A 13,186-nucleotide genomic window follows, 5' to 3' on the forward strand; every position below is an offset into this window, starting at 1 on the left:
AAGCCAACCATAGTAAAATGAATGTATGACTAATAAAGGGGAGACATTATGAAAAGTCCATTTAATAAACTTGTTAAACCAACTTATGTTGGAACTGTAGCTGTACTTACCATCATCTTGGCGTTGATATTGCTAATACCTGATTCAAGACTATTTATTTCCCTTGCAGGAACGGATAATGCCTATTTAGAAGGTACGCCTGAAGGCAAGGAGAAAACCCCTATAAATCAGAAAGAAGTAGTTGATAATGAAGGAGTTAGGGGAATTGCTAAAGAAAAACCACAAGAGAGTTCCACCCCAGAAGAAGATTCTAAAGCAGGGGTGGAAGAAAAAAATGAAAGTGATCAATCTACTGAAGCAGATCATAATGAAGAAACACATAGGCTTCAGGATAAGGTAGTGATTGAAGCTCCTAATGTTCCTCCGACTATAGAGCCAATAGTGGAGGAGGTTAAAGAGGATCCAGTACCCAAAGAGGATGTAATTATTGTAGAACCAGATGAAGAACCAGCTATAGAGGAGCCTCCTTCACAGAATAGGGGAGAAATACTTAATTCCTATGTTTTATCAGCAATAAATAACTATAAGAGTGGAAGCTATCCCTATCTACTTAACACAGATTACCAAAATTATAATGGAGTTACCGAAAGCTTATATTTTCAAGAGAAGCTATTACTTAAGGGACATCCAAGTGGGAATAAAGCCAGCCATTGTTCAGGGATTACCTTTGAGGTTTTCTATAAGGCCATGGTGGAAAGAAACAAAAAGCTTGGACTTTCTGCGGATGATTTTAATGGAATGACATATGATGAGCTATATGATTTTCTATTAACCTGGTACGTTGCCAGTAGCAATAAGAAAACCCACAATCTTACCGTTGCCTTAGAAAAGTATGGATTAGGGGTTAGAATCAATAACTTTGAGGATGCAAGACCCGGAGACTTTATCGATATATCTAGGGAAAATCACACTGGCCATACAGCGGTTTTTCTTGACTGGATAAGGGACGAAGGTAAAATAGTTGGCTTTAAATATTGGTCGAGTCAAGAATCTACTGGTGGAATCAGCTACAATGAAGAGTATTTTAATATTGAAAAGCCTAATGGAGAGAAATATGGGAATGTCATTATAGATATGGTCTTTATTGGCAGGGGCTCTGCTGTAAAGGACTATAAGTAATGATTAAAGAAGGGAAAATCTGATAAAGGTTTTACCCTTTTTTTATTGTAATAGAGCATATATTTAACTATAAAATAACCGTTATTTAAAATCAAATTAATACTTAGTTTGCTAGGCTAATTTACAATATATATTAGGGATATTTATCTATGTTTTTACTCAGTTTATCAGCAAAAGATGATTTGTGTCAAATAATTTAAGGAGATGATCATATGATTTGAAGGCTTATATATGATGTATTTACAAATGCAACATAATAAAATTATAAATATATAACAATTTCTGTTTTCATCAAGATATTTTATTAACAATGCAGGAAAATTATAGGATGGTATTGAATATTATACGGTGACTGATTTTTCAGTCGTTTTATGGGGAGATTATATAAATAAAAGGAGGAATATTAATGTTAAAAAGCATTAAAAAAGTCAGTAGTTTATTGTTGATTACTGCATTAGTCATTGGCTTATTCATGCCGATTGATGTGTCCTTTGCAGCAGAAACAAAAACGATTACTCTTTTAGGAACAAGTGATATTCATGGCTCTCTTTATAACTGGAGTTATGAAGACAACAAGGAAAGACCTGACTATGGGGCATTGGTTAAGTTGGCAACCATTGCAAAACAAGTTAGGGAAGAAAACCCTAATACAATCCTTATAGACAATGGAGATACCATTCAAGGTTCACTACTTACTGATGATTTATATAATACTGTATTGATTGATGAGCCTCATCCAATGATCAAGGCAATGAACCTAATGAACTATGATGCTATGACATTGGGTAACCATGAATTTAACTTTGGTCTTGATTTAATTAAAAAGGTTGAAGCGGAGGCTAACTTCCCCATACTATCTGCTAATACATATGATGCTGCAGATGACAGCCATTTTGTTAAGCCTTATACAATCAAGGAAGTTGATGGAATCAAGGTTGGTATTATTGGATTAACGACTCCCAATATACCTGTATGGGATGGCCCAAAGGTAACGAGCCTTAAGTTTACTGCAATGCACGAAGAAGCTGAAAAGCTTTACAAGGAATTAACAGAAGAGCACAGCGTTGACATTGTTATCGCTTCTGCCCATGCTGGCTTAGAGGGTAGATATGACAATGAAGGTTCAAAGGCAAGTTTAATAGCTGAGAATGTACCAGGATTGGCTGCTTTATTTGTTGGCCATGACCATGAAACCAAGAATTTAGAGGTTAATGGTGTACCTGTTGTTGCACCACTAAACGCAGCAAGGGAAATCGCCAGAGTAGATATTACCCTAGAAAAGCAAGGTGACAAATGGGTAGTAATAGATCGTGCTGCTACAATTATTGTGTCTAAAGACTTTGCTGTTGATGAAGAGATGGCGACAGCCCTTCAAAGTGAACAGCAGAGAACCATTGATTTCGTAAGCAACCCTGTAACAACAGCAACTGAAAGCTTTGTGCCAGAAATGGAAGTTAAAAGCCCTTATTTACCAGCTGCTCAACTAATGGATACAGCAGTAATTGATTTAATCAACAATGTTCAATTAGAGTATACTGGAGCAGATATAGCTGCAGCCGCATTATTCTCCTTTGAATCTAATATTGAAGCTGGTCCTGTATCCTATGCTGACATTTTCGGTATCTATAAATATCCCAATACTCTATATGCTGTAGAGGTAACCGGAAAAGAGCTTAAGGACTATATGGAATGGTCTGCATCCTATTATAATACCTATCAGCCAGGTGATGTTACCATCAGCTTTAACCCAAGTATCAGAGGCTATAACTATGATATGTTTGCAGGGGTTGACTATAAGGTTGACATATCTAAGGAGCCGGGGGAGAGGATCGTTGATCTAACCTTTAAAGGTGAACCAGTTACAGATGATCAAACCTTTAAGCTAGCCATCAACAACTATAGATATAGTGGATTAAAGAAATCAGGAATAATCAGCAATGAAGCCTACTTGGTTTCTGATCCTAAATCCTTAAGAAGCTTCATTTTAGATTACATTAGTCTTGATGATACTCTTGAACCACAGGTTGACAACAATTGGGAGATTATTGGCGCTCCATTAACCCACTGGGCAAAGAATCATGCTGTAAATCTAATCAACAATAATGTATTTGAAATACCACCCCATGAAAGATCATGGAATGCTTCTAGTATTAACCTAGAAAAAGAGGCTACTAGAGGAGAGTTTGTTAAGGCCCTTGTTAAAGCCTTAGGAGCAGATCTACCTACTATAGAAAATATTGAAGAATATAGGTTTACAGATGTAGATGCTAATTTAGCACCCTATGTTGAAGCAGCCTATATCTTAAATATCACAAATGGAATTTCTGAAGATACCTTTGGAACCAACGAAAAGATTACAAGGGAACAAGCATATGTATTCCTGATTAGAGCCCTAAACTTAGCTGACAGCTATGATGCAGCAGGTGTTGAAAAGTTTGAAGATGCTAATTCAATCAGCGATTGGGCAAAAGAATTTATATCAGCTGCTATAGAATTAGGATTAGCTGGCGGATATCCAGATGGAACCTTTAAGCCTGCCGCAGTTATAAAATGGGGTGAAATGGCTAAAATCCTTAATGGATATTTGATAGATATTGATAGAATATCAATTGTTCACACCAACGATATGCATGGAAGAATCAATTATAATGAAGATAAGGGCGAAATGGGCCTTGGAAAAATTGCTACAATAGTTGATGATGTAAAAAGCAAAAATGCTAACACATTAGTTTTAGATATGGGAGATACCTTCCACGGAACAAACTATGTAACCTTCAATGAAGGTATGGCAGCGGTTGAAGCAATGAATGCAATTGGATACCAGGCGATGGTACCAGGAAACCATGATTTCAACTACGGCCAAGATGTATTATTAGAGCTTGCAGGAAAAACAAGATTTCCAATCATTACTTCAAACGTATTGAAAGAAAATGGCGAAAATTTCTTAAAGCCCTATACAATCGTTGAAAGTATGGGTAAGAAAATTGCATTAGTGGGTGTTACTGCTACAGATACAGTGGTTAAGACTCATCCTAACAATGTTATTGGATTAAGCTTTGAAGATGAGTTAGCAACCAGCAGCAAATATGTTGAGGAATTAGAAGGCAAGGTTGACCACATAATTTTAATGTCCCATGCAGGAAATACTACTGATGAAAGAATTGCAACAGAAGTAGAGGGTATAGATGTAATCCTAGGTGGACATAGTCATTCCACCTATGAGAAACCAGAAAAAATCGGAAACTCTTATGTTACTCAAGCCTATGAATATGGTAAGGCAGTCGGCGTTACCAATATTTTATACTACAATGGAAAGTTCATTGGTGTAAATGGTCACTTAATTAGAGATAATAGCTCAATAGAGCCAAAGGCTGAAATCGTTGCTATTGTTGACAAATATAAGGCAGAGGTTGAAGTAGCTCTACAAGAAGAAATCGCTGAGGTTTCTGTAGAACTAGACGGTGCCCGTGAAAATGTAAGGGTTAAGGAAACCAACCTTGGAAATCTTATTGCAGATGCTATGAGAGATGTAGTAGATGCAGATATCGCCTTTACAAATGGTGGCGGAATCAGAGCAAGTATTGATGTAGGTATGATTACCCTGGAAGAGGTTATGACTGTTTTACCATTCTCCAACACTGTAGTAAAGATGGAGTTAACAGGTGAACAAATCAAGAAGAGCCTTGAGCATGCCGTTAGAAATTACCCAGAGCAAAATGGTGGATTCCTTCATGTATCAGGAATGACCTTTAAGTTTGATCCTTCTAAAGAAGTTGGAGAAAGGGTTGTTGAGGTATTCATTGGCGGAGAAGCTCTAGACCTTGAAAAAATTTATACTGTAGCTACCAACGACTTTGTAGCCGTTGGTGGAGACGGATATGAATGGCTAAAGAAAGGAAAAATACTAACCAATACCGGTGAATTATTAAGTACAACTTTAATTAATTACCTACAAACTGGTGTAGAAATTCCTACTGTAGAAGGAAGAATTACAGTAGTAGAATAAAGAATTTCAAAATGAAAGGAGTGGCTAAGGCTACTCCTTTTATTATTGTGGGTATAAAGGTTCTCTGAACCCAACGGTAATCTCAGATTCCATGATGGTTGGGGTTTTTGTTTAATCTTGAATGATTTCTATAGCTCCTGATTCCTCCATAATTTCTCTAACATGGATGCTATCATGCTTTGACATTTCTACAGCTACAATGATCCCCGTCTTCCCTTCCAGTCCTGGAATACCATCTGCAAAGCTACCCAGCTCCCCTAAGCCTTCCCTTTCCGTCTTAATGATAATAACCCCCTTATCTATGGCATCTTCGATACTATGAATTCTTTCCTCTTCACCCAATCTGCTGACAAGCATATCCTTTCTATCAAAGCCAGCATTTATTAAGCTATCTATTAATGCGCTGGCCTGCTCCTGATGGGGAAATCTTGCAATCAACCTCATAAAATCACCTCCTACATGATAGTATTACCATGTTGAGACCATAAAATGACTACCGATTGTTTAAGAGTTATTTCACTTTTAAATAGTTATCAGACTTTTTAATCATATTTCTAAAGTATCTTGTTAAATGAACTCAAATATGTTACCATTAAGGAGGAAATTTAGACATACGAAATATTGGAGTGATAAAAATGGATACAGCTTCGGTTATAGGCATTCAGTCCAACGACCGCAAACAATTAAGAAAAAATGTAATTTCAATTGCATGGCCTGCGGTTACTGAGCTAATCTTAGTTTCATTGGTGGGTGCGGTAGATATGATTATGGTGGGTCGACTAGGGGCAGCAGCGATAACCTCAATAGGGTTAGTGAATCAACCCATATTTCTAATTATGGCTGTTTTCCAAGCATTAAATATTGGGGGAATTGCTGTTGTTTCTAGGGCCATTGGCTCTAAGAATTATGAAGAAGCCAATTCTGCAACAAGACACTTAATTATTGTCACTGCTGTATTGTCGGTTATACTTGTAACTCCAGCAATCCTTTTAGCAGAAGATATCTATAAGTTTATGGGGGCCGATAGTCAGGTAATTGCCACAGGCTTAAATTACTTTAGGATTGCATTGTTTGGCATTATCATTCAGAATTTAGCCCTGTCAATAGCCGCCATTCTTATGGGCTGTGGAGATACTAGAACCCCAATGATGATTAATGTCGCATCTAATATAGTCAACGTAATTATGAACTATCTTTTAATTTTTGGAAAGTTTGGCTTACCAACCTTAGGGGTTACAGGAGCTGGACTTGCAACCTTTTTAGCAAGGCTATTGGCCTTTACCATCCTTATTAGTATTTTGTGTAAGGGTAGGGGAGAAATAAAGCTATATTTAAAGGATTGGCTGAAATGGGATTCTAAGGTCTTAAATAAGGTTATTCGGATTGGAATACCCTCAGCTATGGAGCAATTTGTCTTAAGAACAGGGAACCTAATCTTTGTTCGTGTTGTGGCAGGCTTAGGAACGGTTATATACGCAGCCCATCAGGTGTCCTTAAGTATATTATCCCTATCCTTTACATCAGGTATGGCCTTTGGTATGGCCGCATCAACCTTAATAGGCCAAAGCCTAGGAGCTGAAAAAAGGAACCTTGCTGAGGAATACGGTAAGGAGGTTCGATATTTAGGTAGTATCGTCTCTACAGCCATTGGAGTTCTTTTCTTTATTTTTTCTAAAGAAATTGTAAGCTTATTCAGTAATGATCCCGAGGTTATTAAAAATGCCTCCTTTGTACTTAAAATGATCGCCTTTATCCAACCCTTTCAGTCCTCTCAATTAATCTATGCAGGAGCCCTTAGGGGAGCGGGAGATACCAAATGGCCCCTATACTCTACTATGGCTGGGATATGGGGAATAAGAATTACCCTTGCCTTCATACTGGTTAAGGTAATGGGTTTAGGCCTAAGGGGTGCTTGGCTTGGAATATGCATCGATCAAATCATACGCTATTTTATATTATTTGGAAGATTTAAGACGGGTAAATGGAAGTATATTAAGGTATAGTAAAATATTGCTTTACCTACAGTAAATAGGTATGTTCTCATTCTTATAGTACCTCCTATATTTAATAAATGTATTAAAAGGGATTGAAACCATTGCCTATGTTCCCTGAGTCAAGAAGAGTCAGTTTGTAAACGCCATGAAGGCCAAGGGCTTTGTATTAGATGAAGGTAGCGATATAGCAATAGAATATGCAAAGCCCTCTAAGCTTGTTCGGATCCATGGGAAAGAAGCTTTATAGTTGTTCAAATTTATGTATTCATAAATTATTCCTTTATTATTCTGATGAAAAGTAATAAAATTATATTAATTATGGAGATGTATTAGGATGGAGGATATTGTTGTGGAGGAAATCAATAAGGACAAGAAAACCATTGGATCTGTTATTAAGGCAATTGAAATTATAGAGCTATTGGCAGCTTCAGAAACCGAAATCGGTGCTACTGAAATCAGCAATCACCTTAATTATGGGGTGAGTGCAACCTACCATCTATTGGCAACTTTAAAAATGTGCAGAATGATTGAACAGGATCCGAAGACTAAAAAATATAGATTAGGTATTAAGCTTTGGAAAATTGGGAAGCAGGCAATGGAGCAAAATAATCTAGTAACTTTTATGAAGCCCTTTCTTAAAAAACTAAGGGACTTAACGGATGAAACAGCCAATCTTACGGTATTGGACAATAACGAAATTATTTATTTAGCTCAAGAGGAAAGTAAAAAGCTTATACGGATGTTTACCAAAACAGGGGCAAGGGCTCCATTACATTGTAGTGCAGCAGGAAAGGTTTTGTTAGCTTATCTACCAGAGGATAAAAGAAATTTTATTATAGAAAGATTAACCTTTGAAAAATTCACTGATAAAACCATTGTAACGAAGGATGGGTTAGTCAAGGAACTGGAAGCTATCATAGAAAAGGGCTATGGCTTTGATGATGAAGAAAGGGAACTGGGAGTAAGCTGCATTGCTGCACCGATATTTGACTTTAATAATGAGATAGTTGCAGCCATCAGTATCTCAGGCCCTACTGTGCGATTTGATGAGGAGGCTAATAAAAGATTTGTTGAATATCTTTTAAATATTACCCAGGAAATTTCTAATGAGCTGGCTAAGTAAACTCTACATTAAAAACTCCCAAGGGAGTCAGACCATCGAAAAAGTATAAAACTACAATTAAACACCTATATTCTTAAATAATGAGAAATCTGCGGAGATAAGAATAAAAGAACGAGAAAATTACAGAATAGTATTTTCAATGTTTGAGCCGAAGGTGAGTTTTGAAAATACCTGTGATTTTTGAGTTCATCCTGCCTTTTGACCGAGAGCCAATTTCTCAGTTTTAAAATATAGGGGTTTTTCGATAACCTCACTCCCAAGGGAGTTTTATTTTTTGAAGTTATAATTTTTTCATTTAAAAAGGATTTTTTGGTTAAATGGCGAATATATTTAATAATGATAAATACTATTTACTAATAGTAAAAGAGAGGGTGTTTTAATGAACAAAAAATTAGTAATGATACCAGGGCCAACGCCAGTAGTAAGGTCTATACAGGATCAAATGGGAAGGGAAACGGTGGCCTTCGGAGATCCAGCCTTTGTTAAGGATTACAAGGAATTAATTGATGATTTAAAGCTTCTTTGGAAGACTGAAGGAGAGGTTTTTGTGATTGCAGGCACGGGAACCCTTGCAATGGAAATGGCCATTGCCAATACAACTAAGGCGGGAGACAATGTGTTGATCATCTCCCAAGGCTTCTTTGGTGACAGATTTATTGATCTTTGTCAGAGGAAGGGTTTGAAGGTGGATGTCTTAGCTAGTGAATGGGGGGACGTGGTACCTCTTGCAGAAATTGAGGCTAAGCTTAAAGAGAAAAAATATTCTGTAGTTACCGTTACCCACGTTGATACTGCAACTGGAGTAGTGGCACCCATAGAGGAAATTGGCAAGCTTATAAGAGGATTTAAGGACACTTTATATATTGTCGATGGAGTATGTGCTACTGCAGCTGAACCGGAGTATGTTGATGAAATGGGTATTGATGTTCTGTTAACTGGATCTCAAAAGGCCTTCGGGGTTGCACCAGGAATTGCTGTTGTATGGGCAGGTCCAAGGGCGATGGAAAGAAGAAAAAGCCTTGGTACAATTCCAGAATTCTATATAGACTTTGATAAATGGTTACCTATTATGAAGGACCCATCAAAATATTTTGCCACTCCAGCTGTAAATTTAATATGGGCCATGAAGGAAGCAGTTCAAATTATTAAAGAGGAAGGCTTAGAAAAAAGATACCTAAGACATAAGAAGAATGCCAAAGCAGTACAATCAGCCCTGTTGGCATTAGGCTTTAAAATCTTAGCCAAAGAAGGCTGTAGAGCAGTTTCCTTATCCAACGTGATTTATCCAGAAGGAATCAATGATTTAGAATTTAGAAAAATATTAGCTGAAGAAGGAATCGTAGTTGCAGGGGGCTTAGGACCCTATGCAGGTAAGCTATTCAGGTTAGGTCATATGGGGAATATAGATACCCATGATCTAGTATCGGCAATTGCCACCATTGAAAGGGCTTTATACAGAGTAGGCTATCACGTTGAATTAGGCAAGGGTGTAGGTGTCCTAATGAAGGGACTTTTGGATTAGGGAATTGTGTTCAATAATTTACAAAGGGGGCTTTGATATGATTAAGAGAAAAAATGAACTTAAGGTTGTAACCCAAAAAGAGTTTCTAGGAGGAAAGGGAACTTTACAATTAACCCATTTCCTTGAAAGGGAAGACGCCTATGATTCAGGAAGGTTGTTTGCCCTAAGTGTACTTACTCCTGGTAGCTCCATTGGCTATCACACCCATACTGGTGATGGAGAAACCTATTTTATTCTTAAGGGAAGGGCTCTAGTTAATGATGATGGTGAAGAAGCAGTTTTGGAGGCAGGGGACGTTCTTATTACTAAAAATGGCTCCTCCCATTCTATAGAGAATATTGGAGATACAGACCTAGAGTATATTGCCTTAATACTCTTTGATAAGTAAGGCGAAAATTTTGAATAAAAAAGAAAATGCTGATTTTCAAACAGTCCACCTACTGATAACAATCGGTAGGTTTTTCTTTTAATAGATTTTTTAGGGTATATTAATATAAAGAGACGGCTAATGTCGCCCCTTTTTTCTTTTCATAGGAAAGTTCGTTTTAAGTCCTTTTAAATGGGGGATTTTAAGGGGCCCCTCCCCCTTACAAAAATAAGGAGAGGTGAGTTGTGTCACGAATAAGGACACTATGCTACGAACGGCGTCGAGACGGTGAGACGACCGAAAACGAAACGTCTTAGGAACGTTCCCTACGGCTGCTGTAGCTTCATGACCTTTTCGGCTGCATCTAAATCAACCATTAGCTGTCTTTGGGGATCATGGGTATAATAATAGCCCTTTGAAATCATATATTCAGAGATGGCCTCATGGATTTTGATGGCATCAGACAATTGTCTTTTGAGAACCTCTCTGACTTCTGGAGTTACTGATTGGGTAATTGCAACGGCGTAGTTTTGGACACCGGCCTTTGCAGCCAAAAGGAAATCCGTGGCGATTACCTGTTCAGTCATATCAGTCATTCCAGCTAAGCTTTGGATGATGGTATTCATAGCATGCTCCTTTCAGTATCAAGCTTCGGTATTCCGAAGCTACATTAATTAATAGGTCCCTAGTGTCTTATCGTTCCTCCCATATCCTGTGTATTGCTGGTTTTTACATTGGTAAGTTCAGATTTTAATAATAGATTCCTGAGGTCTCTAATGTGGTTTTGTCCCATTTTAAAATCCTGCTGCAGGATTTCCTTAAGAGCTTCATCCTTTACTAAGGCTGCCATTACTGAGGATTTAGTACAGGCAATATTCTTATGGGTTAACAGTTCATGTATTTCAAAGGCTTCACGGGGTGCAATTCTATCTCTCTGATTCAAACAATCACTTCCCTTTTTAAAATATTCTTTCCTGTAAAAAAACCCTTATTCTCAAGATAACCATTTAATAAAGAATAATTAAAGTTAAATTTTTAATATGACATACATTTGTCTTATTATGGTGTTATAATGATTATGGGTGATATTATGAAAATTAATCGATTAATTGAAATTACGGTACTACTGTTAAAAAAAGAGGTTATAAAGGCTAAGGAGCTGGCAGAACGCTTTGAGGTATCTACCAGAACCATCTATAGAGATATCGAAACCTTATCGATGGCCGGAGTACCAGTATACATGAGTAAGGGGAAGGGTGGAGGCATTTCTATAATGGAGGACTACTCCCTTAGTAAAACCTTCCTTTCAAAGGAAGATAAAGAGAGCCTTATAATAGCCCTTAAAACCCTAAAGGCAACAAAATACCCCGAAATAGATTCTGCAATTGCAAAAATCAGTGGACTCTTTAAGGATGATGATGAAGATTGGGTTCAAGTAGACTTTAGTCATTGGGGGAGTAATCCCAATGAAAACCAGAAGTTTAATAGAATCAAGGAAGCAATTTTAAAACGAAAGATGATGACCTTTAACTATATAAACAGTCGTGGTGAGGGAAGTCAACGATATGTAGAGGCTATGAAGCTGATATACAAAGGTGTTGGTTGGTACCTCTATGGCTATTGCAGGCTGAAGGAAAATTTCAGGATTTTTCGAATATCTAGAATTAAAGAGTTAGTCGTCAATGATGAGGTCTTTAAAAGAAGACAGACACCCCTTATGGATCATATGGAGTATGAAGAAACTCAGAAGGAAACCAAAAGGCCATGGGTTACACTTAAGCTTCGGTTTAAGGAGGAGGCTTTATATCGGATATATGATGATTTTGATGCAGAATCCATAGTTAAGAATGACAACAATACCTATGATGTAACAACTTCTTACCCAGAGGATGAGTGGGTTTATGGTTACATTCTTTCTTTTGGTAGGAAGGTAGAAGTATTGGAGCCCCCTAGAGTTAGAGGAATTATTGCCAATAGACTTAAGGAAGCTTTAAAAATTTATAATGGATCCCTCTAATATGACAAACTAGTGTCACATGAAGCTTGTATAATTGTAGATGAGCTCATTAGAAAGGCAAGTGATTAATCCATGGAACTTATTAGCGCTAAAAAAATATTATCCAATTGGTCTGATGGAAGTAGCTGGTTTGGAAGTAATTATGGGATGAATATCTATAAAGGCTGTAGTCATGGCTGCATCTATTGTGACTCCAGAAGTGAATGCTATAGGGTAGAAAGATTTGATGAGGTAAGGGCAAAGGAAAATGTTCTTCAGTTATTGGAGCAGGAACTAATGTCAAAACGTAGGAAGGGGATTGTTGCCAATGGTGCCATGAGTGACCCCTATAATCCTCAAGAGGCAAAGTATAAGCTAACAAGGGCCTCTCTAGAGCTTCTAGACAAATATGGCTTTGGAGGAAGTCTTCTCACCAAGTCTAATTTAATCCTTAGGGATTTAGACATTCTTCAGAAAATCCGTTCCCATTCACCAATGATTGTGAAGTTTACAATAACAACCTTTGATGATAGCCTATGTAAAAAGGTAGAGCCAAAGGTGTCAGTTACTTCCAAACGGTTAGATGCTTTAGAAAAAATAGCTTCAGCAGGCTTGTTTACGGGGATCCTTCTTTGGCCTCTTCTACCCTTTATCAACGATACGGAGGAAAATATAGAAGCCATAGTAGAAGCTGCAGCCCATAAGGGAGCCAGCTTTGTTGCCCCCATGTTTGGTGTTACCCTAAGGCAAAATCAAAGGGTCTATTTTTATCAACAGCTTGATAAGCTCTTTCCAGGTGTTAAAGAAAAATACATAAAAACCTATGGCTATAGCTATGAATGCTATTCTATAAACCAAGATAAGCTTTACAAAACCTTTAAGGCATTATGTAAAAAGCATGGATTAATTTATAAGATGTCAGATATACGAAGGGCCCTTATTAAACCCTATGAAACCCAACAAATTTCTTTTTTAAGGTAATATTCTAGTTAGGAGGTT

The 13,186-nt window shown here is 37.4% G+C and carries 11 protein-coding genes; 8 read left to right on the forward strand and 3 right to left on the reverse strand.

The genetic code is table 11. From position 1 onward, the window contains the following. Positions 1-48 precede the first annotated feature (48 nt). Positions 49-1,179 carry a hypothetical protein gene (locus tag F8153_RS09995; RefSeq protein WP_151866221.1) on the forward strand — a complete coding sequence of 377 codons (1,131 nt, stop codon included), beginning with the start codon at positions 49-51 and terminating at the stop codon, positions 1,177-1,179. Positions 1,180-1,585: 406 nt separating this feature from the next. Beyond that, the gene (locus F8153_RS10000; RefSeq protein ID WP_151866222.1) at positions 1,586-5,185 is read left to right on the forward strand and encodes a 5'-nucleotidase C-terminal domain-containing protein; all 3,600 of its coding nucleotides are present in this window, start codon (positions 1,586-1,588) and stop codon (positions 5,183-5,185) included. 111 nt (positions 5,186-5,296) lie between these two features. Here the strand turns inward: F8153_RS10000 and F8153_RS10005 are convergent, their stop codons facing one another. Beyond that, positions 5,297-5,629 (reverse strand): hypothetical protein, encoded by a 333-nt coding sequence (locus F8153_RS10005; RefSeq protein ID WP_151866223.1) that lies wholly within the window; start codon positions 5,627-5,629, stop codon positions 5,297-5,299. Positions 5,630-5,820: 191 nt separating this feature from the next. Between F8153_RS10005 and F8153_RS10010 the strand changes: the two genes are divergently transcribed. The 4 genes from F8153_RS10010 to F8153_RS10025 all read left to right on the forward strand — a co-directional run bounded on the left by F8153_RS10010 (position 5,821) and on the right by F8153_RS10025 (position 10,212). After that, positions 5,821-7,188, forward strand: a complete 1,368-nt coding sequence (locus F8153_RS10010) for an MATE family efflux transporter (RefSeq protein ID WP_151866224.1) — start codon at positions 5,821-5,823, stop codon at positions 7,186-7,188. A 325-nt stretch (positions 7,189-7,513) separates the two neighbouring features. Next, the gene (locus F8153_RS10015; RefSeq protein ID WP_151866225.1) at positions 7,514-8,302 is read left to right on the forward strand and encodes an IclR family transcriptional regulator; all 789 of its coding nucleotides are present in this window, start codon (positions 7,514-7,516) and stop codon (positions 8,300-8,302) included. Positions 8,303-8,681: 379 nt separating this feature from the next. Then, positions 8,682-9,824, forward strand: coding sequence for a pyridoxal-phosphate-dependent aminotransferase family protein (locus F8153_RS10020; protein WP_151866226.1), 1,143 nt, complete (start codon positions 8,682-8,684; stop codon positions 9,822-9,824). Between the two features lie 37 nt (positions 9,825-9,861). Beyond that, positions 9,862-10,212 carry a cupin domain-containing protein gene (locus F8153_RS10025; protein WP_151866227.1) on the forward strand — a complete coding sequence of 117 codons (351 nt, stop codon included), beginning with the start codon at positions 9,862-9,864 and terminating at the stop codon, positions 10,210-10,212. A gap of 305 nt (positions 10,213-10,517) precedes the next feature. Here the strand turns inward: F8153_RS10025 and F8153_RS10030 are convergent, their stop codons facing one another. Together F8153_RS10030 and F8153_RS10035 are read right to left on the reverse strand one after the other, a co-directional pair. Continuing rightward, positions 10,518-10,817, reverse strand: a complete 300-nt coding sequence (locus tag F8153_RS10030) for a spore coat protein (protein ID WP_151866228.1) — start codon at positions 10,815-10,817, stop codon at positions 10,518-10,520. A gap of 59 nt (positions 10,818-10,876) precedes the next feature. Beyond that, positions 10,877-11,134, reverse strand: coding sequence for a spore coat protein (locus F8153_RS10035; protein WP_192929764.1), 258 nt, complete (start codon positions 11,132-11,134; stop codon positions 10,877-10,879). A gap of 147 nt (positions 11,135-11,281) precedes the next feature. On the opposite strand from F8153_RS10035, the gene F8153_RS10040 reads away from it, so the two are divergent. Together F8153_RS10040 and F8153_RS10045 are read left to right on the forward strand one after the other, a co-directional pair. Then, positions 11,282-12,208 carry a helix-turn-helix transcriptional regulator gene (locus F8153_RS10040; protein WP_151866229.1) on the forward strand — a complete coding sequence of 309 codons (927 nt, stop codon included), beginning with the start codon at positions 11,282-11,284 and terminating at the stop codon, positions 12,206-12,208. 72 nt (positions 12,209-12,280) lie between these two features. Continuing rightward, positions 12,281-13,168, forward strand: coding sequence for an SPL family radical SAM protein (locus F8153_RS10045; RefSeq protein ID WP_151866230.1), 888 nt, complete (start codon positions 12,281-12,283; stop codon positions 13,166-13,168). Positions 13,169-13,186: the final 18 nt, after the last annotated feature.

The organism is Alkaliphilus serpentinus, from assembly GCF_009017255.1.
Lineage (GTDB): Bacteria > Bacillota > Clostridia > Peptostreptococcales > Natronincolaceae > Alkaliphilus_D > Alkaliphilus_D serpentinus.

Excerpts from the sequence above, each read along its gene's own strand:
- F8153_RS10045 (WP_151866230.1), top strand. The coding sequence starts at position 12,281 with ATGGAACTTATTAGCGCTAAAAAAATATTATCCAATTGGTCTGATGGA.
- F8153_RS10000 (WP_151866222.1), top strand. The coding sequence starts at position 1,586 with ATGTTAAAAAGCATTAAAAAAGTCAGTAGTTTATTGTTGATTACTGCA.
- F8153_RS10005 (WP_151866223.1), bottom strand. The coding sequence starts at position 5,629 with ATGAGGTTGATTGCAAGATTTCCCCATCAGGAGCAGGCCAGCGCATTA.
- F8153_RS10030 (WP_151866228.1), bottom strand. The coding sequence starts at position 10,817 with ATGAATACCATCATCCAAAGCTTAGCTGGAATGACTGATATGACTGAA.
- F8153_RS10040 (WP_151866229.1), top strand. The coding sequence starts at position 11,282 with ATGAAAATTAATCGATTAATTGAAATTACGGTACTACTGTTAAAAAAA.
- F8153_RS10015 (WP_151866225.1), top strand. The coding sequence starts at position 7,514 with ATGGAGGATATTGTTGTGGAGGAAATCAATAAGGACAAGAAAACCATT.
- F8153_RS10010 (WP_151866224.1), top strand. The coding sequence starts at position 5,821 with ATGGATACAGCTTCGGTTATAGGCATTCAGTCCAACGACCGCAAACAA.
- F8153_RS09995 (WP_151866221.1), top strand. The coding sequence starts at position 49 with ATGAAAAGTCCATTTAATAAACTTGTTAAACCAACTTATGTTGGAACT.
- F8153_RS10020 (WP_151866226.1), top strand. The coding sequence starts at position 8,682 with ATGAACAAAAAATTAGTAATGATACCAGGGCCAACGCCAGTAGTAAGG.
- F8153_RS10025 (WP_151866227.1), top strand. The coding sequence starts at position 9,862 with ATGATTAAGAGAAAAAATGAACTTAAGGTTGTAACCCAAAAAGAGTTT.